Source organism: Paraplanobispora takensis (assembly GCF_016863195.1).
In the GTDB taxonomy this organism is placed as follows: domain Bacteria; phylum Actinomycetota; class Actinomycetes; order Streptosporangiales; family Streptosporangiaceae; genus Planobispora; species Planobispora takensis.
In genome coordinates this window covers 179,130-198,175 of sequence record NZ_BOOK01000036.1, presented here as the reverse complement: position 1 = coordinate 198,175, position 19,046 = coordinate 179,130, and the positions used below count along the sequence as shown (strand labels likewise).

The following is a 19,046-nucleotide window of genomic DNA, read 5'->3' as shown; positions in this document are numbered from 1 at the left end:
CAGGATTAAGCGGCTGCCGGAGGGTGGGCGACGATCACTTCGCCGCTGGCCGGGTCGCTGGTCACCTGGTAGCCCGCGTCGCTCAAGATGGCGCTCAACGCCAGGTGGACGATACTGCGGATGTGGTCATGATGGGACAGGTCGCTGACGGTTAACTCGGCCGCGGTGATCCACGCCACCACCACGCCGCGCTCAGGGTCGTGGCGCACCTGCAGGCCGCCGTCGACGGCCAGGGTGGTCGGGTCGACCACGAACCCCGCGCGGGTCAACTCCCGGCGAACCCGGGCCACCAATGAGGCCGGCTCAGACTTCTCGGGACTGGCTTGTTCGGAGGGCTGCGGGCTCATGGGCAACCATCATTTCATCTCCGGTATCGGCCTCTTGAAGTGGCTGCCAGGCAACAGATGCAGTGCCGACATTCCGCATAACAACCATCAGTGATCATGCGATTACTCTAAGATTGCATCCGTGGAGGGCGGAGGCTTCATGTGGAGCATGGCCATCTCTGCGACGCAGGGTGGGCGGGTCAGGAACGGAGGGGGTTCTGACCCGCTCGCCGGTGCTGCAGTAGCTAGAGGAGGTGCCGGCGGTCGATGCCGGTGCTGCGCAGGTGTCCGGCTGGCAGGCAGTCGACAGGAGTGCACCGCGCTGCGCGCGGCATTGATCCTGCGGCATGGCTATTGCCGCTGCCCTGAGACCGTTCATGCCGCCGGGCCGACGGTCTGATCAATGAGTCGGTGACTCCAGTGCTATGGCATGCATGGCCTGTTCCAGATCCTCATGCACCGAAAGGTGCGTATCGAGTCGGGTCAGCTCCAGCAGTCGGCGGGGAGTGCTGCCCGCAGGGGCCACCACTAGCAGTCGGCCGTGGCGAGCGGTGATCGTCTGGTGGGCGTTGATCAGGGCGCCTGCGCCAGCCGAAGCCATGAACGATACGTGCGTCAGGTCCACGATCAGTACCGGAAGTTGCAAGGTCAGTGCGTCGTGCAGGGCGACGGATAACGCCGGGGCACCGAGGTGGTCGAGCTCGCCATGCAGGCGCAGGATGTAAGTGTCCTTCAGGCGCCAGCTATGGATTTCCAGGTAACGAGCGTCTTCGTGTGTCATGTCGACACCTCTGCACCCTCTGTGCCCACATGTTATGCGCACTGTAGTCAATTGTGCTGCAGGGGTATGGCCGCGTCTATCCCCGATGTCAACCTGCAGCGGCAGAGGCTCATGTGCGGCTCTCGGCTCTGGAAGCCTTTGACGGATGAACCATTGTGCCCCGCCGACTTCGTCTTCGCCGCTGGGCGGCATTCAGGTTGATGCGGGTAAGAAGCGACGACGAGAAGGAGTGGCTCTCGCCTGTCGTCTATCCGCCAGTCGTCGCCCGGGTGTGATCTTCTGATGGTGTTGGGGTGTCGGCCGCTTGCTGTGGTCGCTGTGCCGTCTGATTCGCGATGCGCCGATCGTCGGAGCCCGGGTCTACCGCGATATCGGCGTGGTGCGCTTCAGGGGTGTGCCCCTCGGGCAGGTCGTGCTGGGTAAACAGGTCGAGGAGCAGCCGCACCGGCAAGTCGGCCTCGGTCGGATAGCGAAAGCCGCGCTCGGCATTGAGGGTGTAGTGGTTGCGCCGGCCGACCTTGTGCAGGGTCAGGTAACCCTCCTGGTGCAGGTCGGAGACGATGCTTTGGACGGCGCGCTCGGTGATGCCGATGCGGGCGGCCATATCGCGGATGCGCGCTTGCGGATCGCGGGCGATCTCCACCAGCACCCGGGCGTGGTGGGTGAGGAACGTCCAGGTGGAGGCGGGCTCACCACCGTTGGTCGAGGCCATGTCATCTCTCTTGTGGGGTCGAAAGCGGATTCGGCCGGGCAGTGACGGCGGAACACCTTTACCGTAAGCTTAGTACCTGAAGTTTGTTTCCGGTATGACTCTTCACGAAGCGGGACGCAGGTGAGATGATGCCAGCCAACCGGTCTCCCTTGCTCGGTGGGGGTCTGCATGCCTGTGCTTCCGCTCTTGCGCCTATGCATCCGCGCCTGCAGGACCTTCAGGCGCATAGCCGACCCTCTCTCACCGTTGCCCGCGGCACCGTGACACTCCCGCACGATGACGCTGGCGCCTCCGACGGCGCCGCCTGCCACGGCGTCATCGGCGCGGTGCTGTATGCCGATCGCCAGCTGCGCCTGATCTACCATCCCCACCCCGGCGCAACGTTGATCCATCTGATCGGCGAGGTCGATGCCGGCAACTGCGCCGCGCTGGAAGAGATGCTGATCCGCGTCGGGCACGGCGATGATCGTCTTCTGATCGACGCCCAGCACCTGCGCTTCATCGACACCGGCGGGGTGCGCCTGCTGGCGCGGCTGAGCCAGCAGGGCACGGCCCGGCTGATCAACGTGCCGTCCCATCTGCAGCACCTGGCCGATCTCCTGGACCTGCCGCTGCGCACTGGTACCCCGAACAGCGCCCACCACCGGCCACGGCAGGAATAGATCACTTATGCGGTCGCTTACCTCGCACAACGCATGTGCTGGTCGACGATCGGGGGTAACCCGTCTTGGACACCGGCGGCCGGCCCCGCCCGGCTGATGTGCAACTGTGAAAAGGGCCAAACCAATGCCACCAGGTGATACAGCAGCTGGCCCATAATTCGGGCGTTAGGGGAAGCTGCGAGGGTAGGCGGGCAGGCAACGGCCTTGCCTCACATGCACTGGGGTCTATATGCGACCTTCCTCGCCAGGCGATCCGCCGATCGGCGTGCGGCTGCACGAGCGTGCCGGCGGAATCGTCATCGCTCAGGTGCATGGGGAGCTCACGATCGGTGTGGAGCCGCTGCTGGGCCGGCAGCTGAACGACCTGTGGGGACGGCCGGGCCTGCGCGCCCTGGTGGTGGATGTGGCCGAGGTGGGCTTTTGTGATTCCATCGGGCTGGGTGAGCTGATCGGCGTCTACAACCGCTGCCAGGTTCACCAGATATCCTTCGCACTGGCCGGAGCGGCCGGAATGCTGGCACGGCTGCTGGACATCACCGGCCTGCATGCCGTGTTCGTGACCTTCCCCGATGCGGCGGTGGCCGCAGAGCACCTGGCCGCCGACTCCGAGGCTGAGCGGTAACAGCCATGGAGCAGGTACTGGCGGGGGTCTAGGCAGGGTACAGGACTGTTCAGGAGCGTGCGCGCGGGGTGGCGGGAGCCTGCGGGCCGGTGGGTGCAGCCTCGGCCGCCACGGCGGCGGGCAGGGTGACGGTGAAGCGGCTGCCCGGGGTGGCCGGGCGGTAGACGACATCGCCGCCGTGGGCGCGAGCCAGTTCCCGAGTGATCCACAAGCCCAGGCCGACCGAGGCGGGATTGGTATCGGCGGCGCTGAAGCGGGAGAACAACACCGCGCATTTGTCGGTCGGCACACCGGTCCCGTGATCGCGCACATGCACCGCCACCCGGTCGGCTCCATCCGGCTCAGCGCTGATGACCACCGGCAGTGCCCCATGGCCGATGGCGTTGGCGGCCAGGTTGACCAGAATTTGCTCCAGACGCTCAGGATCGGCCCGCACCCGCAGGCCAGCGGGGATCTCCACGGTGACCGGGGCGCTGAGGTAGTCGGTGGCCTCGCATGCGGCCCGGCGCAGATCCACCGTGGCCATCTCCAGGCGCAGGTTGCCGTGGACGTCCAGGCGCTCGGCATCCAGCAGGCCGGCGGCCAGGCGGCGGATGCGGTTGATCTGCCGCATCGCCATGGCGGCGATTTCAGTGCGCTGCGCCTCCGGTAGAGCGGGGCCGTCTTCGGCCAGGGTTTCCACGGCGAACTGCGCCGCCGTCAGCGGAGAGCGCACATCATGGGCCAAGGTGGCGCTGAGGGCGGCTCGCCAGCGTTCCATCCGCTCGATCTGGGCACGGGAGCGGCGATGATGGGCGACCTGGCGGGCGATCAGGCTTCCAATAGCCATCATGGCGGGGATGAACACCGCGCCGCCGCTGAGGGCCAGCGGGCCGCGACCGGCGGCGATCAACGGGCCCAAGTAGGCCACCGCCGCCGGCAGCGCCAGCGCCAGCACCGCCCGGACCGAAAAATGCAGACCGATCCAGGCGAACAACAGCATGAAGAACGGGGCGGTGGCCGCGGCCACCCCATTGAAGGCCCAGGTGGCGGTGGCCAGCAACACCAGCGCAGGGGCGCACAACAGCAACGGTCCGTGCCTGCCCAGACGCTCCCACGGCAGCCACCATGCCAATCCGGCAACGATCACAGCGGCGGCGGCGACCCCGCCCAGCAGAGGGGGCCCGTTGAACGGCAGCACACTTGCGGCCAGGGCCAGCAGCCCGGCCAGCGCGAACAACAGTGCGGCCTGGCGAGCAGCGGCCTGTACTCCCTCGCCAAGGACGGGACCGGGACGAATCGTCAGCGTCTTCACTGAGAACACCATTCCCGTTTTGTCCGGTTTTATGAGGCTTCTCGACGGGATGGATTGCTGGAGCGGCGGGGGCGCTGGGCAGCAAGCGCCGCCGGTGTCTGCATGGCTACCTCGATAAGTGCACGAGGTAGCTGCGCCCAACTCGAACCGCACCGGGGTTAGCTGATGCCGCTCGGTGGTAGCACACTGATCTACTCGCCTTGATCCCGCGTCCCTAGGACCGCCGTGCCTGCTGCCCCTGCTGATCCGCCCCCATCCCCGGCCGAGATCATCACCATCCATACCGCTGATGAGACGATCACCGTGCGTGTGCACGGCGTACTTGGCCACATCAGTGCACCCATGCTGGAGTGCTGCCTGGCCGCGCTACAGACCGCAGAATCGACCAGCATGCGCAATCTGGTGCTGAACATCAGCGCATTGACCGGCTGTGACAGTGCCGGACTGCACACCGTGCTCACTGCCATTGAGCGCGCCGAGCGTCGTGGCATTGCTCTGCGCATCGACGGGCTGGACGGCGTGGCGGGACGGGTGCTGGCCAGCAGTCACCTGCGCACCGGCGGCGCTATCCCCGACCGTACCGGCCGACGGCAGCGCAGCACCCCGCGCGCCCCCGGTGTGCTGGGACGCCATCGCTCTGCCCCGCGCTGAAGCGTCTGGCCAGAGGGACTGGCAAGGGCCCGCGAGCATTTGCAGGGTGGCGCCCGCAGTGCGGACGGCGCCCGCGGGCCCCGGCACGGAGGCGATCGCCTGCTCTGGCGTCGCACCCGCAACCTGCCGCTTGCTCTACCCCTCCCGAAGGGTGGCTAGCGCGACCCGGTCCGATGAAGGGGAAGGTCTGTCTTCCCGGCAACCGTACTATCACCGAGGGTAGCCAATCGAATACCAATAGCTGCATGATGGGGAGGTGTGGTTGATCCGGAGGGAGAAAACTGCACACTCATTCGCGGGCCCACCGCAGTGCTGTTCCTTCAGCTTTCCCATAGCCCTGTGGCGGGCTCGGGTGACAGCGCCGAGCCTCACGCCCCGCACCCGCCTGTGCGTAGCCCCTACACCGGCGGATACCCGGACATGAGCTGGTCGGCATCCCAAATTCACGATCAGTGTCCGAAGACAAGAGCTCAAGGTTGTGTAGCGTCCCAGATCCGGCGCATCGCCTCCCGGCCCTGCCCGTGGATGCATGTGGCGTAGACCCGTAGCAGCACATTCACGCTATGCCCTGCCCACTCGGCGACCTGGGGCGCCGGGACGCCGGCGTTCAGCCATGTGGACACGGCAGCATGCCGCAGCGCGTAGGGCACATCCATAAGGGGTGAGGCAGCCTCCTGCGGGGTGAAGGCTGCAGCTCGTGCCTCGTGAAAGACCTTGAGATAGGCGCGGTCGGTCATCTGTCCACCGCGCGGTCCGACGAACACGCGCCTTTCCGGGCCGGCTCCGAACCTCTCAAGATGGGCCCTCAGCAGCGCGACCAGTTCAGGATGGATCGGCACCGGGCGAGTCTCGCCGTCAGCGCGGTGTTTGAGCGCGCGGCGCTCGCGAGGCTTGCCGCTGTCAGTCCAACGACTTCCGGCCCGGGGGTCAGCGTTGGTGAGCCGCATCTCTCCCCAGCCGCCGTCATCGGGCAGGCTCACCAGATGCTCACGGCGCAGGTCCACGACCTCTTCCGGACGTAAGGCGGCGTAGTACATGCACCCGAAGAACGCTTCCATGCGCTCTCCTCGCCTGCTGTGCTTTTGCACGGCACGCAGGAACCGCCGGGCCTGTTCGATGTTGATGACCGTGCGCGGGTCCACTGCGGACAGCGTTCGCGGCTTGGTCCACTTCACTGCCTTGAGCGGGTTAGCCGGCAGTGCTCCGATTTCCCGGGCGTACTCCATGGCGTTGTTGAGCACCATCCGCTTGCGGTTGGCCGTGTTGCCCGCGGCCAGCTTCCCCTCCTTGGTACGGCTGATCCTGCCGAGTACGGCCCGCGCGAGCACGGCGCCCTTGCCCGGCTCGTTGAACGCCGTCAGGGGAATCGTGTGCTGCTCCAGCCAGCGGAGTGCGGCAATCAGCTCGGCGGGCGGCTCACCGCCATCCCGGATACGGGTGCTGTAGGTCCAGCGCAGAGCCGCTCGGAGCATCTCGCGGGAGGGCGCATTCCCGCCGGTGAGGAGTGCCTCAGTGGCGTCGGTGAGCGCCTCGGCGATACCGCGGCGGTGGTTGGGGGAGGCGAAGGGCCATTTCGCGTCCACGTAGGTCGCGGTAAAGGCATACCAACTCAGGGCGGATTCCTCGCGCCGCCACGAGATCGGCAGTCCTGTGCGGGGGTCGAATGCCTCCCCCTCACGAGCGGCGGTCATCAGGCGAGCGCGGAAGCTCTCGGCGTGCGCCGCCGTACGGAAAGACTCCCTCCGCTCCTTTCCGGCCACTACCCATCGGACGGTATGGCTGGTGACTTTCTGGCCCTTGTACATCTGGGTTTTCCAGAAACGGACATCGTAGGTGGTGTTCATCAGACGGTGCTGTCCTCCCGTTCGCTCAGCCAGCGCTCGAACTCGGCGCGGCGGATGCGCAGACTGCCGTTGGGCAGAGTGATGCACTTGGGGGCCCGGCGCTTGGCGCGCCAGTCGTAGAAGGTGGAGCGGGAGATGCCGAGTTCGGCGCAGAACTCGGCGACGGTTAGGGGCTTGCCGGTAGCCATGGCGAGTGAGTCCTTCCGAGGCAGGTATGGGCAGGGCCGAAATGGTCGGCGAGTGTGGCGCTACGGGCAGGGGCTGAAACATCTCCGCACCTCCGCATCTCCGCAGAGGTGGGACTGAGCTGCGGTGATGCGTGCGGAGATAGAAGGTTCTGGGGTGACTCCATCTCCGCGAACCGGGGGTCATCTCCGCGGAATCTGTGGGGATGCGGAGATGGCAGTTATCGATCTCTGCTATCTCCGCATTCGTTTCCGCTCGTCAGGAGGTGGTGTGCGGAGATGCGGAGATGCGGAGATGTTTCAGCGCTTCTCCGACCGGCTCAGGCATGGTGCTCGACCCAAAAGGTGTTTCGGTCACCGCGGTCGTTCTTGGCTGAGCGGATCACGTAGTCCCCGCGCCAGCGGCCGGCCTGCCCGGTCAGCAGCCGGCCCAGGGACAGGGCGTTGGGCAGCCGGCCGCTGTGGGTGGTGATGAACTGGCCGTCCCAGCGGTCGTGCTCCTCAAAGCCGATCCGCTCGGGTTCGCCGGAGCGGCGCAGCTCGGCGGCGGTCATCGGCGCCGAGCCGTGCAGGGCGTGCCAGCAGGACAGGAAGGCTCGCCAGCGGGTTTCGTCTTCGTCGATGTCGCGCACATCGGCGGCATTGCTCAGAAAACCGTCGATGTGGTGGTGGGCCAGGAAACCGCCCAGAGCGTGCGCCCACGGGGTGAATTGGCGCATCGACAGCCCGCAGGCACGCGGGGCGCCCTGGCCGGTCCAGTCGAGCACCAGGATGAGCAGGTGCCACAGCACGGTGAGCTGGTTGGCCGGGACGGTGATCCATTGGTCCAGGTGCGGGATGCCGAAGCGGGATTGGTCGCGCTGTTCGGGGCGGGGCATGTTCGGATCCAGGTGCACCCGCACGGTGCGCGAGGCCATGTCGCCGCCGACTTGGAGGTTGTTACCGGTGGCCATCCACAGCCGGTCGTTGACGGTGGCCACGTTGCGCGAGGCGCCGAGTTGCCGGTCCGACCACACGCCGGCGGTGACCAGCAGGGCCAGGGTGGGTGAGTCGATGACGGTACCTTCGGCCAGGTTGTCCCACACGACCACGCCGACCTGTTCGGCCAGCACCGCGGTGATGCTTTTGCGTAGTTCTTCTTCGGTGTAGGCCCAGGGCATGACGCGCTGGCCATAGAGCATGCCGGGGCCGCCGGTCAGGATGGATTTGCCGGAGGCCGGCATGGTGGCGTCGATGAGGGCGAACGGGGTCAGGGAGCGGGTGAAGTGCCGCAGGATCGGGGTGGCCAACAAGGCGATGTAGTTGGCCCGATCCGCGGCACTGGCCCAGGGGAAGTCCCGCAGGAAGCGGTGGAGCAGGAAGTCGCGGGCCGCATGCACCTGTTCGGGTGTGGGTCGCTCGGGCACCGGCGGTAGCGCCACCTTGGCGGCCAGATACAGCCCCGTCGCCGGGTCGTAGCCGGGGTGCTGCAACAGGGTGCCGTCGCGGCGCAGCACCGGCGCGCCGATCACCCCGCACAACGGAGCCACATCGGGCCAGGTCTTGCCGGCCAGCACCGAGGCCAGGATGTCGCGCGGTGGGGTGATTTCCTCCTCATACATCTCCACCCCGCCATCGGCTTTGCGTGAGCGCAGCCGGTAGACATAGGCGTGTTCGGCCAGCAGCCCGGCCAAGGTGGCGGGTGTGATCGGGCTGGCGGTGACCGGCAGGGGTGAGTCCTCATCAGTAGCCGGGCTGACTTGGCCGCCGGAGACGGTCTCCATGTGCACCAGCGCGCCGCCGCAGACATAGGTGTCGGGCAGCAGCTTGCCGGCCAGTTCCGCCTTGAGCACCCGGATGGTTTCCGGCCCGGAGCCGATCTGGATCCGGGGCGCATCACTCATGCCGGCACCCGGCGCGGACGCATGGCTCCCCGGCGAAATCCCGATCGGATGGTCTTGCGGGCCGGAGCCGCCGGGTAGCCGATGGCTGTTGCGGCCTGCAGCAGCAGGTCTTCGGTGGCATCGGCGTCCAGCGCGCCGCCGGCCACCAGCTGGCCCAGGGAGGCGGCGGCGCCGTACAGGGTGACGTTGCGATTGCCTTCGGATACGGCGGTGATCTTTGCCAGGCTGGCGCGGATCGCCGCATCCAGGTAAGCGCCGCGGCGCCCGGAGTGCACCGGGAGCACGGTGGGTTGCGGCGGTGGCGATGGCGCCGGTCGTAGTCGTTCGGCCAGCCACGCCGGTAGCACTGCCGGAGCCGGGGTGTGCAGCACCTCGTAGGCGCCTGCCCCGTCGGGCAGGTCCACGACGCTGCCGGGGCCGACTACGTACCCGCCCGCGGCTCGGGTGTCGATTTTCCAGCCCAGGCCGGCGCCGCGCTCGCCGCAGGTGTTGGCCAGGGTGATGCCGTTGGGGGCGGTGAAGTACAGGTGAATGCCGCCGCGGCGGGTACGCACGGTGAAGGTCTCCCACGGCACCGGCTGTCTGGCCTGCTCGCAGATCAGGGCGAAGACGTCGGCACCCTCGCATACGCCGGGCTGATCCCAGCCGGCGGGTGGATGCTCACCCGGTTTGGGGACGTCCAGGTCGATGACCACGAGCCGGGACGGACCGCAGGCGATGCCAATGTTGAACGGCGTGCGGGCCCAGATCCGGCCGATCACCTCAGGATCGGTGGTGGTGTGCTGGGTCCAGCTCATGCCCTTGAGCGGGACCTTGTCGCCGGGGGTGAGGGGGAAGACGTGCCAGCCGCGGGCCGCGGCGGCCAGGGCGTAGCGGAGCAGCTCGGGGGCGTTCATGCGGCCACCTCCAGGTGGGTGCCGGTGATGGCCTCGACCAGCGCGGAGATGAGGACCTCGGCCACGGGCGGGGTGACGGCGTTGCCGTACTGGCGCACCCGCTGGCGCTTGTTGCCCAGCACCCGGTAGCCGTCGCCGAAGGCCATGGCGCGGCCGATCTCGGCGGGTTCCAGCATCCGGAAGCGCACGTCGTCCAGGTCGATGGTCAGATCCACGCTCAGGGCGTCGCCGGGGGGCGCGGCGAGGCCGTAGCGGTCGCGGGTGGTCAGCGCGCCCACCGGCCGACCGGTGGGGCGGGCGGTGCCGGTGCCGTAGTACGGCACCAGCAGGCCACCGGGCTCGGGCGGGGTGACCAGGCCGTGGTGGTTGCCGGAGGCGGTCACGGTGGCCAGCGCCTCGGCCACCGGCCGGGCCACCGACCCCCCGCCGCGCAGCTCGGCGATGAATGCCCCCGCCGCGCCGGGCAGGGCCAGGCCGGTCTCGTTGCGGGTGGTCTGGGTGCGCAGCGGCCACGCGGCCGGGCGCGCGGTCTTGCCGTCGCGCCCTTCGACCGGCACCAGCGGCGGCGGGACGGCGAGGCCGTCGCTTTCGCGGGTGGTGCGGGTGGGCATCGGCGCACCGATCGGGCTGGCCTGGTCACGCCAGGTGCCGCCGGCCGGGGCCAGGATGGGCCCCCAGTAGCGGGCGATGCCCTCACGGATGCGCCGCATCGTGGCCGCGGCGAGCGGTTCGTTGCGCTCCCCGATCCGCACTCCGGGAAGGCTCCAGTCGATCGCGGTTGCGGCCGGGAGCACCTCGGGTTCGACTACCGCGCCCCGGCAGGAGGTGTGCGGGCAGCGGTAGAGGTATTGCTGGCGGTAGCGGCCCATGTCGCGGCGCGGGTTCTTGAAGGTCTGCACGGCGTCGATGCGCTGTCCGCACGACGGGCACCATGCCTTCGGGCGAAGCCACTTGTCGAAGTCCGGGGCGCGGCCCAGACAGCGGTGCCAGTAGGCGATATACAGCCGGTCGCGGGACTGCGGGGCGGCCGGGGTGCGCACCGGCCGGGCGTGCATGCTGTTGAGCGCGAGCACCTTCGTGCGGTAGCCCAGGGCGTGGATGCGGCCGGTCCAGCCGTCCCAGGCGTCCCAGGCGCGGCAGTCGATGACGTTCTCGACCACGCCGGCCAGCACCCGCCCGCCGCGATCGGCCACGCCCTCCAGGTAGAGCGGGACCTCTTCCATGAGGGCGCGGGAGCGTTCGTGTTCGGCGGAGCGGGCGGTGCCGGGCAGCTCGAACAGGGCGCCCTGGCGGGTGTTGTGGAAGTCGCGGCGCGTGCCGCGGGCACGGCTCCACTTCGGGCATTCGGGCGAGGCCCAGAAGATGTCACAGACGGGCCAGCGCTGCACGGGGGCGGTGCGGATGTCGCCCTGGTAGTGGTCGGTGGTCGGGAAGTTGGCGGCGTGGGAGGCGATGGCCACTTCCCAGTGGTTGGCGGCGCGGGTGACGGTCACGCCGGGCACCGCGTGCGCGCCCTGGGAGGAGCCGCCGGCTCCGCAGAACCAGTCCATGACGGTCAGCACGATGAGATCTCCTTGTCCGGGGTGGGGCGGTGCAGCCCCCGGAACGGGCGGACGATGAGGGAGCCGTCCGCGCGGCGAATCAGGACGTTGCGCGGGCCGGTGCCGTGGGCGGGAACGGCCCGCCCGGACGGGGCCGGGAGCACGGTCAGGCGGGCGGGCTGCTCGCCGGGGCGGATGGCCGATCCCCAGCGGATGAGGACCGCCACGGGCCGGCCGCGCTCCAGGTAGATGCGGCCGATCATGCGGCCACCGCCGGGAACTGCTCCCAGGTGTGGCCGTCGAGCACACGGCCGGATCGGCCCTTGCCGTAGCGGGCCATCAGGACCGATCCGGCCGGGGCCGGCGCGCCGATGCGCGGGGAGTGGGTGCGGCCGTCCGGGCTGACCAGTGCCAGGGTGCTGCGGACAGCGGCCGGGGTGGGACTGCCCTGCTCCCACGGCGCCCAGGCGCCGTGCTGTTTGAAGAAGAACGGCACCTCAGCGGCGGCGCACTGGTCGCGCAGGGAGCGCGCCCAGTCGGGGTGCATGGGACGGGCTCGGGCGCCGGACTCTCCGCCGACGATGACCCAGTCGATGCCGTGGAAGTGGCGGCAGCAGTCGCCCGCGTGGATGAAGGAGGCGGTCAAGCCGTGGCCGCGCTGGCTGCCCATGGTCCGAACGGCCCGTGTCAGGTCGATCGGCCCCAGCAATGGTTCAGCGCTGACGAACCGCACCGCGGCCGGAGTCTCCAGCAGCGCGGGTATCCGGAGCTCGGCGTGCTTTTGGTCCTCGACCGAGACGCCCAGCCACACATTCGGCAGCGGCCAGATGAGCGGCGTCGGGCAGTCCACCAGCGTGAGGTCCGTCTCGACCTGGCGAAGGCGCTCCTCCAGACGCGGCAGCAGGGATCGCATCCGGCCGTGCCGCTTGGTGAGCACCTGAAAGGTGTGCTGCGGGGCCCACCACATCCGTTCGAAGACCTTCAGGATGAAGTCGTCCGGCACGGCGTCGTGGAACAGGTCGGACATGCTGTTGACGAAGATGCGGCGCGGCTTGCGCCAGCTCAGCGGCTGATCCAGGCGCTCGGGGCGAAGCTGGACGTCGAACCCGTTGGTGAAGTGGTGGCCCGGAGTGCCGCGCCAGCGCTCGGCGAACGTCTCGGCGTAGCAGTGGTCACAGCCTCGGGAGACCTTGGTGCAGCCGGTGACGGGATTCCAGGTGGCGTTGGTCCACTCGATCGAGCTGTGGTCGGACATGGCGGATGTCTCCTTGGGTGCGGGGTCAGCGGGTGCCGTCGCGGTGGATGCGGTGGAAGTAGGTCCAGAGCTGCCAGCCGATCTGGGGGCGCATCCCGGTGCCGGAGCAGGCGCGGAAGGGATTGATGACGAGAGCGCCGGTGTCGTGGCGGAGTGGGGTGTTGCAGGGTCGCGTGGGGTCAGTCGTCGCGGGCGAAGCGGCGCAGCTCGCGGCCGGTGCCGCCGCAGGCGTCGCAGGCGCGGAAGGCGTCGGTGAAGAACCAGCCGCGGTGTTTGCCGGAGCCGCGGCAGCGGCGACAGGCCCGATACGGGTGCAACCGGATGGAGAGGGCATAGCCGGCGCCGTACAGCGCAGCCAGACTGATCAGAACCAGCCATCCGGGCAGCGGATTACCGCTCTGAACCGGTGGCGTGGACACGGACAAGAGGGAGAGGAAGGTCATGGCTGGCGTCCTTTCCCGGGACACGGCAAAGCGCCCAGATGGCTTTGATCGGGTGCCGTCCGGGCGCGAGAGTGATTACGGAAGGTGAGGGGTGAACTGTCCTGTGGGGAACTGTCCAACTGTCCGCAGGAGGGTCCTATAGGAGAGCCCGATGGACAGTTCCGTGGACAGTTGGGTGGACAGTTCGCACGGTTCGACGGTGACGATCAGTAGTCACCGGCGGAATCGTCGTCATCGAGTGCAGGGGCATACTCCGGTAGGTAATACCGAGCGGCTTTTCCTGCTCCCGCGGCGACGATGACGTGGTGATCACGCAAGATGGCCAGCCAGTTGGCTACCCCGGAGCGGGATTTCCCAACGGCGGCAACCAGTTCGTCGCGCCGGGCCCCGGCCTCGCCGCGCTGGGCCAGCAGGCGCAGGATGGCTCGGGTGATGTGCTCGGGCACGGTGATAGCGCGGTTGACCGCGGGATCGTTGACATCGGTGTGTTCAACCAGCTGTTTGGCGGCCAGTAGATCCTCGATCCGGGTGGGGTGGCGGGGTGGGTCGGGCATGCCGGCCAGGTTGGTTTCGATCTCGGTGACCAGATGGCGGGCCAGGCGATCCACCGCGCCGGAGTCCGCCGGATCCACTCCCCAGCCCTCCGCGGCGGGGTGGCCGGTGCCGGCGGGCGGGGCCGGCAGCGATGCCGGGGTGGTGCTGCCGGGATCGGTGGCGTGCCGGTCGGCATAGGCCTGCTGCTGGTCCTTTTTGGGTTGGGCCACCAGCAGGGGCACCAGGTCGGCATCGAGTGTGGCGGCCGGTCCGCCGCGTGCGGCGGCCAGCTGCTTGACGGCGCGGAAGTCCGACAGGTTACGAAAACGGCCGGCGCGCCATTGGTTGGCGGCATCGACGATGAGGATCACGCCCTTGGTGCCTTGGCGGTAGGTGACCATGTTGGGCATACCGGCGGCCTCCCACTCGGGCACCACGTTGGCCATCTCGGTGATGCGGTTGATCCGCAGCACGATTTTGTTTTGGGCGTTGAAGTGGGCTTCCTTGCTGCCGGTGTGCTGGATGACGCCGCGCTGGCTGGCGGTCAGCAGCACCACCGCGGCCGAGCGCCCCTTGGTGTGGATCTTGTCGGTGAAGAACCGGGCCTTGTGCGCAATCGGGCTGTGCATGCCGGTCAGCTCGTCTTGCTCATCGACAAAGATCACGATCAGCGGTTCGGTCGGAGTGGGCACATGGTCCAGGCCGCCGTTTTTGCGGGAGCGCTCCTTGATCAGCAGATAGGCCCATTCCAGGATGGCCAGGGCTTTGTCGTATTCGCCGATGCCGGCGCTGGCATCCAACACCGGCCCCCACAGCGCCGGGATGGTGCCTTTGAACAGGTCGATGCCCCAGATCAGCACATCGGTGCAACCGCTGAGGTCGTCGATGACGGCGTTGTAGAAGGTGGTCTTGCCGGCGCCGGTCGGGGCGACGACGAAGGTGTGGTGGCCGCCTTCGTGGTTGTAGAGCACCAGCTGCATGGCCTGGCCGGTATCGGGGGCATCGCCCACCTGCAGCGGGCGATCCAGCACCGAGCGGCGCACCAGCGCACCACTGCTTCCGCTCTCGCCAGTGGCACCGGTCAGGGCCAGGGCGGGGGCCGGCTGGGTCCATGGGTCCAGGGTGTGGATTTGGATGCGCAGGATGCCGGCGTGCCGGGCATCCTCGCGCACGCTCACTTGATCTTTGGCCAGGCCCAGTTCGGCGGCCAGGCGCTCGGCGAGCACGCCGCTGGTCAGCTGGCTGGCGGTCTTGTCGCACCTGCGGACGTCGATGCGAAAGCACGGTCCGAGCCGGGTCTGTTCGATGCCGATCAGCCGGGAGCCTTCCAGGCCGGCGGTGGCGGCCAGGGTGTCCCATTTGAGTTGTTGTTCTTGCCAGGCGCGGCGCTCGCGCAGCACGTCCGACCAGGTAAAGGCCGACCAGGCCAGGGCGGCGGTGCTGGTGTAGCCGACCAAGGTGGGCAGGTTGAAGGCTCCCCAGCCGGCGGCGAAAGCCAGCCAGCCCGGCACGGCGGCCACGGTGGCGGTCAGCGCGGCCGAATACTTCACCGAGCGGTGTGCCTTGTAGGTGCCCACCCAGGCCGAGATCGCCAGCGGTGGAGCCAGCGCGCCGACCAGCAGCGGCTCGGGGCCGAGGGCGTGCATGAGCTCACCGGCCGGATACAGTGCGGCCAGCCCGGAGGCCAGGCCGCGGGTCTCGGGGGCGCGGGCCACCCACCGGCCATAGCCGCGCACTACTGCCGCCAGCACGCGGCCGGCGCTCAAGCGGTCGCGGTAGACGCCGGCCGGATAGGGCACGCCGTCGCCGTAGCGGCCAGGAGCGCCTTTCCCCCAGCCGCGTCGGCTGGACCCGCCAGTGCGGCGCGGACTGCGACCAATACCGAAACGATTTCCTCGGGCCATCAGCAGATCACCTCCTTGGGCAGCTACGCGAATGAGTGATGACCCCGGCAGGCGGTAGTACCTACCGGGGCCGGAGAGAGGGAGTGATGAAGTGGATCCTCAGTCCGCTGGCAGCCTCTGACTCTTCTGAGCGGGGTCGGGGCTGCGGGTGACGCTTTGGCGGTAGCCGGGGCCAATACTCCAGGCGAAAAAGCCCTGGCGCCGGCCGTCGTCACCGCGCAGGGAAAAGCCCCAGCGGGAGTTGTCGATCAGACGGCCGTGCCATTCGGCCACCCGGTGACCGGTGGTCGGGTGAGGTGGGTCGAATTCGCGCCGGACTGTCAGGTGTTCGCCGATGACGACGTTCTCCCAGCAGAGCTCGGCAGGTGGGCCGGGTGCTCCGGCAGCAGGCCTACGCATGGCGGGGCTGTTGCTTCTCACGCGGCGTCTTGGCCGGTGATGGTGATGCCGCGGGCGGCGACCTCGCGGGCCTCTTCGAACTCCTCCTCGAAGCGGGCGGCTGCGTGCAGCGCGCCGGTGGCGGCCTCGCTGAGCCCTTCGCCGATGGCGGCCAGGGGCTGGGTGATGGAGGGCGGCAGGCCGAGCGCGGCCACGCCTTCGGCCCAGTTGCTGATCTCCTCAGACAGGGTGCGCAGGCAATCGGCCATCGTGCGGCAGTCTTCGAGGAACTCAGCGTCGGTGCTGGGTGGCTCGATGTTGATCAGTAGTTGGGACACGGCGGTTCTCCTTCGGAGGGCGGGACGACGAAGCACAGCAGATCGAGAAACCCCAGGCCGGGCCGACGGGGCCGGGGGAAGCTCGGGGTGCGGACGGGAGGTGGGCTCCGGCGGAGCCGGGGATGGCTGGGAACCTTCTGCGACAGCCGGTGCATCAGCGCTGACTGCACGGGCCGGTTGTACTGGGGCGGGGTCATCGGGCGCACTGTCACGTGGGCGGCGACCAATGAGCGGGATCGGGGCATGACCGCTGGCCAGGCGCCGATTCCAGCGCGTCCGCATCCGCTGTTCGGTGCGCCGGTAGATGCGCCGGGCCAGGATGCTGAGGCCGCGGCGGGCCAGGATGCTGAGGCCGCGGCGGGAAGCGCGGGCAGCTTGGGCGAACAGCCGGCCGCTCCAGGCGCCGGCCCGGCCGGAATGGTGGATCAGCGCCTGGTTAGGGGTGCGCCAGCCGGTGGCTTGATAGCCGGAGCGGATGGCGTTTTTGCTGGCGTGGCGGCCGGTCTTGGTCGCCAGGATCGCCAGCACGAGGATGAGGGTTAGGGGATCAACCATGGCGACCGTCCGGATCGCCGCGGTGGCCGTCGTTGCCGGCGGGCGGGCCGACCAGGACGGTGAGGGCGGCGTTGATGGCCACCAGGACGGCCAGGGCGCCGGCGGCCACCGCACCGAACCACCACGACCAGCCCAGTAGGTAGTGCACGGTGAGGGTGATGGCGGTGATGATCAGGTAGTCGCTCCAGTGCGGGCGCTGGGCCCACAGCGCCCGGCCGAAGGCGGCCAGCCGGCGGCGGGTGCGGGGGCTGGCCGGTCCCAGGGCCAGGCCGGCGGTGACCGAGTCGGCCACGTCCGGGATGTTGCTGCCCAGATCGCCGACCCACTTGCTGATCTGGCCGTTGAAGACCAAGCCGTCCAGCAGCAGCACGAACAGGCCGCAGACAAAGAACTCATACATCTTCAGCTGGCGGGATTTGAAGCCGACGAACACCGCGCCGGCCAGAGCGGCGAAGATGATCCATTTGCCTGCTTCCATGGCGGTCTCCTTGATGCGCATCGGGGATAGGGCCGGATGGTCCGGGGCGCCGGCGGGAGGTGCGGCGCCTGGGTCGGTGGGGGTTTTGAGGTCGGTGAGCTGCAGCGTGGTGCCGGGCTGTGCCGCGGCGGCGATCAGGCGCTTGTGCAGGGCGGCGTTCTTGCCCGGCCCGGTCCGCACGGCAGGCGGGTAAGAGCTGGCCGGTGAGTGCTCAGCGGTAGGGGTCGGTGGGTAGGGGTGGCGGTGCGGGCCGCCGGGGGTGGCAGGGGCAGGCATGGGGTCACCTCGCAAAGGCGGGTTGGCAACAAGGGCACGCATGGGGATCAGGCCAGTTGGGCCTTGCTGGCCGCGGCGCGTTTTTCGCGCTTGAGCACGGTCTTGGCGTTGGAGGCGGTGACAGTGACCCCGCGCGCGGCCAGCCATGCGGTGATCTGCGCCGGAGTGGTATCCAGCCCCAGGGCGTCGATAGCCCGGCGGATGCGCTCGGAATCGTGCGCCATCGTGGTCAGGTCGGCCACGACCCCGTCAGGGTCAGTCGCATGCGAACCTGAGCTCACTCTGTCCCCACCCAGTGGGGTCAGAGCGGGGCTATCCGGGTCACGGTGATCCCGCTCGGACAGTTCGGTGGGGCTACCGTGCCCCCCGCCCCAGGGGTCAGCGGGATCGGTGGGGTCAGGTTCTGCTGGATGCGGAGCCAGCACGGGGCCCGTGATGGTAGGGGTGTCGAAGAGGACTTTTGGGTCCGGATCCAGTGCGGTGGGGCCGCGCCACAGTGCGGCCCACGACTGCAGCACCGCATTGGCCTGCTCGGCTTTCGGTCGCTCCTGCGCCGGGCGGGTCAGGGCGGCCAGGGCCGCGGCCCAGGGAGCCGGCACCGCGGTGGTGGCCAGCTGGCCGGCATGGGCCAGCGCGCCGATTTGCGCCAGCAGGGTGCGCTGGCGCTGCACATCGGTGGCCAAGCCGGCGTGTTCGATCGCGGCGATCATCGCGGTACGCAGCCGTCGCGCCGCTCGACTCTTGCGGCCGGGCCAGCGTGAGCCTGCAGCCAGAGCCACCTGGTGGGCGGCGCGGGCTACCGCGGTCACGCGATGGTGCGCAGCGACCTCGGAGACCTGCCGATCGACCGGTTCGGCCAGGCCCAGCCGGATCAGCAGGCGCCGGCGGGTAAAGCGCCAATAGATGTGTTCCGGGCTGGGGCGGCCGGTGGCTTTACGCCGCTCGCCGGCCAGGCCGCGCTCCCACAGCCAGGCCGCCACGAACGGCGTGGCCAAGCGCAGCACATCGGTGGCGAAGCTCCCGGCGGCCAGCGCCGACAACACCGCCGACAGGCCGGTCAGCACCCATACCGCGGCGCCGTCGACGCCGGCGGTGCCGTGCTCGCGGATGTTTTGCCGGGCGCGCACGGCAGAGGTCAGTACGGCCAGCTCAAGGAAGCCAAAGAACACCACCCGCAACACCGTGGGCAGCTGGGGCAGCTTTTCCTCGAAGAACGCCCACATCCCGCTCGCGGCCACGCCGGTGGCCACCAGGGCAGCAAGCACGGTCAGCCGATCGGCCGGGGTGCCGGCCTTGCGCAGCGCGCGCCCGGCCCCCCACAGGCTGCCTGCCACAACGGCCAGCGCGAGCACTATCAGTATCGCGCCCAGCCAGGGCTGGGCCCGCGCCAGGGCGAGCGCTTCTTGTGCCGGGGTAGCGATGATGGGCAGCTTCATGAGAGGTCACCTCCACAGGCCGGCATCGCCGGATACGACCTCGGTAGGGCCA

The 19,046-nt window shown here is 68.9% G+C and carries 19 protein-coding genes; 3 read left to right on the top strand and 16 right to left on the bottom strand.

Annotated elements, in window-relative coordinates; all coding sequences use genetic code 11:
* Positions 1-5: 5 nt before the first annotated feature.
* The 3 genes from Pta02_RS25275 to Pta02_RS25265 all read right to left on the bottom strand — a co-directional run bounded on the left by Pta02_RS25275 (position 6) and on the right by Pta02_RS25265 (position 1,819).
* Positions 6-347 (bottom strand): hypothetical protein, encoded by a 342-nt coding sequence (locus Pta02_RS25275; protein WP_203877410.1) that lies wholly within the window; start codon positions 345-347, stop codon positions 6-8.
* Between the two features lie 379 nt (positions 348-726).
* Positions 727-1,107 (bottom strand): STAS domain-containing protein, encoded by a 381-nt coding sequence (locus Pta02_RS25270; protein ID WP_203877409.1) that lies wholly within the window; start codon positions 1,105-1,107, stop codon positions 727-729.
* Positions 1,108-1,354: 247 nt separating this feature from the next.
* A complete protein-coding gene (locus tag Pta02_RS25265; RefSeq protein WP_203877408.1) occupies positions 1,355-1,819 on the bottom strand; it encodes a helix-turn-helix transcriptional regulator in 465 nt (154 codons plus the stop codon).
* A 194-nt stretch (positions 1,820-2,013) separates the two neighbouring features.
* Here Pta02_RS25265 and Pta02_RS25260 point away from each other — a divergent pair, with 194 nt between their 5' ends.
* Complete coding sequence (locus tag Pta02_RS25260) at positions 2,014-2,481, top strand: STAS domain-containing protein (RefSeq protein WP_203877407.1); 468 nt, start codon at positions 2,014-2,016, stop codon at positions 2,479-2,481.
* A 265-nt stretch (positions 2,482-2,746) separates the two neighbouring features.
* Complete coding sequence (locus Pta02_RS25255; RefSeq protein ID WP_203877406.1) at positions 2,747-3,103, top strand: STAS domain-containing protein; 357 nt, start codon at positions 2,747-2,749, stop codon at positions 3,101-3,103.
* Between the two features lie 49 nt (positions 3,104-3,152).
* Here Pta02_RS25255 and Pta02_RS25250 read toward each other — a convergent pair whose 3' ends face one another.
* Positions 3,153-4,397, bottom strand: coding sequence for a sensor histidine kinase (locus Pta02_RS25250; RefSeq protein WP_203877405.1), 1,245 nt, complete (start codon positions 4,395-4,397; stop codon positions 3,153-3,155).
* A gap of 225 nt (positions 4,398-4,622) precedes the next feature.
* On the opposite strand from Pta02_RS25250, the gene Pta02_RS25245 reads away from it, so the two are divergent.
* On the top strand, positions 4,623-5,048 hold the full coding sequence (locus Pta02_RS25245) for an STAS domain-containing protein (protein WP_203877404.1): 426 nt from the start codon (positions 4,623-4,625) through the stop codon (positions 5,046-5,048).
* Between the two features lie 470 nt (positions 5,049-5,518).
* Here Pta02_RS25245 and Pta02_RS25240 read toward each other — a convergent pair whose 3' ends face one another.
* From Pta02_RS25240 to Pta02_RS25185, 12 genes are all read right to left on the bottom strand, one after another.
* Complete coding sequence (locus tag Pta02_RS25240) at positions 5,519-6,892, bottom strand: tyrosine-type recombinase/integrase (RefSeq protein ID WP_203877403.1); 1,374 nt, start codon at positions 6,890-6,892, stop codon at positions 5,519-5,521.
* Positions 6,892-7,080, bottom strand: a complete 189-nt coding sequence (locus Pta02_RS25235; RefSeq protein WP_203877402.1) for a helix-turn-helix transcriptional regulator — start codon at positions 7,078-7,080, stop codon at positions 6,892-6,894. Before Pta02_RS25235 ends, Pta02_RS25240 begins: the two co-directional genes overlap by 1 nt.
* Before the next feature lie 317 nt (positions 7,081-7,397).
* On the bottom strand, positions 7,398-8,960 hold the full coding sequence (locus Pta02_RS25230; RefSeq protein ID WP_203877401.1) for a hypothetical protein: 1,563 nt from the start codon (positions 8,958-8,960) through the stop codon (positions 7,398-7,400).
* A complete protein-coding gene (locus tag Pta02_RS25225) occupies positions 8,957-9,856 on the bottom strand; it encodes a bifunctional DNA primase/polymerase (RefSeq protein WP_203877400.1) in 900 nt (299 codons plus the stop codon). The genes Pta02_RS25230 and Pta02_RS25225 overlap by 4 nt, the downstream gene beginning before the upstream one ends.
* Positions 9,853-11,418 carry a DNA cytosine methyltransferase gene (locus Pta02_RS25220; RefSeq protein WP_239131213.1) on the bottom strand — a complete coding sequence of 522 codons (1,566 nt, stop codon included), beginning with the start codon at positions 11,416-11,418 and terminating at the stop codon, positions 9,853-9,855. The genes Pta02_RS25225 and Pta02_RS25220 overlap by 4 nt, the downstream gene beginning before the upstream one ends.
* Positions 11,412-11,660: a hypothetical protein gene (locus tag Pta02_RS25215; RefSeq protein ID WP_203877399.1), complete on the bottom strand. Its 249-nt coding sequence runs from the start codon at positions 11,658-11,660 to the stop codon at positions 11,412-11,414. Before Pta02_RS25215 ends, Pta02_RS25220 begins: the two co-directional genes overlap by 7 nt.
* On the bottom strand, positions 11,657-12,652 hold the full coding sequence (locus tag Pta02_RS25210) for a DUF5131 family protein (RefSeq protein ID WP_203877398.1): 996 nt from the start codon (positions 12,650-12,652) through the stop codon (positions 11,657-11,659). The genes Pta02_RS25215 and Pta02_RS25210 overlap by 4 nt, the downstream gene beginning before the upstream one ends.
* A gap of 179 nt (positions 12,653-12,831) precedes the next feature.
* Complete coding sequence (locus tag Pta02_RS25205) at positions 12,832-13,095, bottom strand: hypothetical protein (RefSeq protein WP_203877397.1); 264 nt, start codon at positions 13,093-13,095, stop codon at positions 12,832-12,834.
* A gap of 206 nt (positions 13,096-13,301) precedes the next feature.
* Complete coding sequence (locus tag Pta02_RS25200) at positions 13,302-15,428, bottom strand: hypothetical protein (RefSeq protein ID WP_203877396.1); 2,127 nt, start codon at positions 15,426-15,428, stop codon at positions 13,302-13,304.
* 521 nt (positions 15,429-15,949) lie between these two features.
* The gene (locus tag Pta02_RS25195) at positions 15,950-16,249 is read right to left on the bottom strand and encodes a hypothetical protein (RefSeq protein WP_203877395.1); all 300 of its coding nucleotides are present in this window, start codon (positions 16,247-16,249) and stop codon (positions 15,950-15,952) included.
* 547 nt (positions 16,250-16,796) lie between these two features.
* A complete protein-coding gene (locus tag Pta02_RS25190; protein ID WP_203877394.1) occupies positions 16,797-17,462 on the bottom strand; it encodes a hypothetical protein in 666 nt (221 codons plus the stop codon).
* Between the two features lie 143 nt (positions 17,463-17,605).
* Positions 17,606-18,994, bottom strand: coding sequence for a hypothetical protein (locus tag Pta02_RS25185; RefSeq protein WP_203877393.1), 1,389 nt, complete (start codon positions 18,992-18,994; stop codon positions 17,606-17,608).
* Positions 18,995-19,046 lie beyond the last annotated feature (52 nt).

What these genes read in the sequence shown, in the direction of transcription:
- Pta02_RS25275 (WP_203877410.1), bottom strand. Translation starts at nt 347, where the DNA reads ATGAGCCCGCAGCCCTCCGAACAAGCCAGTCCCGAGAAGTCTGAGCCG.
- Pta02_RS25270 (WP_203877409.1), bottom strand. Translation starts at nt 1,107, where the DNA reads ATGACACACGAAGACGCTCGTTACCTGGAAATCCATAGCTGGCGCCTG.
- Pta02_RS25265 (WP_203877408.1), bottom strand. Translation starts at nt 1,819, where the DNA reads ATGGCCTCGACCAACGGTGGTGAGCCCGCCTCCACCTGGACGTTCCTC.
- Pta02_RS25260 (WP_203877407.1), top strand. Translation starts at nt 2,014, where the DNA reads ATGCATCCGCGCCTGCAGGACCTTCAGGCGCATAGCCGACCCTCTCTC.
- Pta02_RS25240 (WP_203877403.1), bottom strand. Translation starts at nt 6,892, where the DNA reads ATGAACACCACCTACGATGTCCGTTTCTGGAAAACCCAGATGTACAAG.
- Pta02_RS25235 (WP_203877402.1), bottom strand. Translation starts at nt 7,080, where the DNA reads ATGGCTACCGGCAAGCCCCTAACCGTCGCCGAGTTCTGCGCCGAACTC.
- Pta02_RS25230 (WP_203877401.1), bottom strand. Translation starts at nt 8,960, where the DNA reads ATGAGTGATGCGCCCCGGATCCAGATCGGCTCCGGGCCGGAAACCATC.
- Pta02_RS25225 (WP_203877400.1), bottom strand. Translation starts at nt 9,856, where the DNA reads ATGAACGCCCCCGAGCTGCTCCGCTACGCCCTGGCCGCCGCGGCCCGC.
- Pta02_RS25215 (WP_203877399.1), bottom strand. Translation starts at nt 11,660, where the DNA reads ATGATCGGCCGCATCTACCTGGAGCGCGGCCGGCCCGTGGCGGTCCTC.
- Pta02_RS25210 (WP_203877398.1), bottom strand. Translation starts at nt 12,652, where the DNA reads ATGTCCGACCACAGCTCGATCGAGTGGACCAACGCCACCTGGAATCCC.
- Pta02_RS25205 (WP_203877397.1), bottom strand. Translation starts at nt 13,095, where the DNA reads ATGACCTTCCTCTCCCTCTTGTCCGTGTCCACGCCACCGGTTCAGAGC.
- Pta02_RS25185 (WP_203877393.1), bottom strand. Translation starts at nt 18,994, where the DNA reads ATGAAGCTGCCCATCATCGCTACCCCGGCACAAGAAGCGCTCGCCCTG.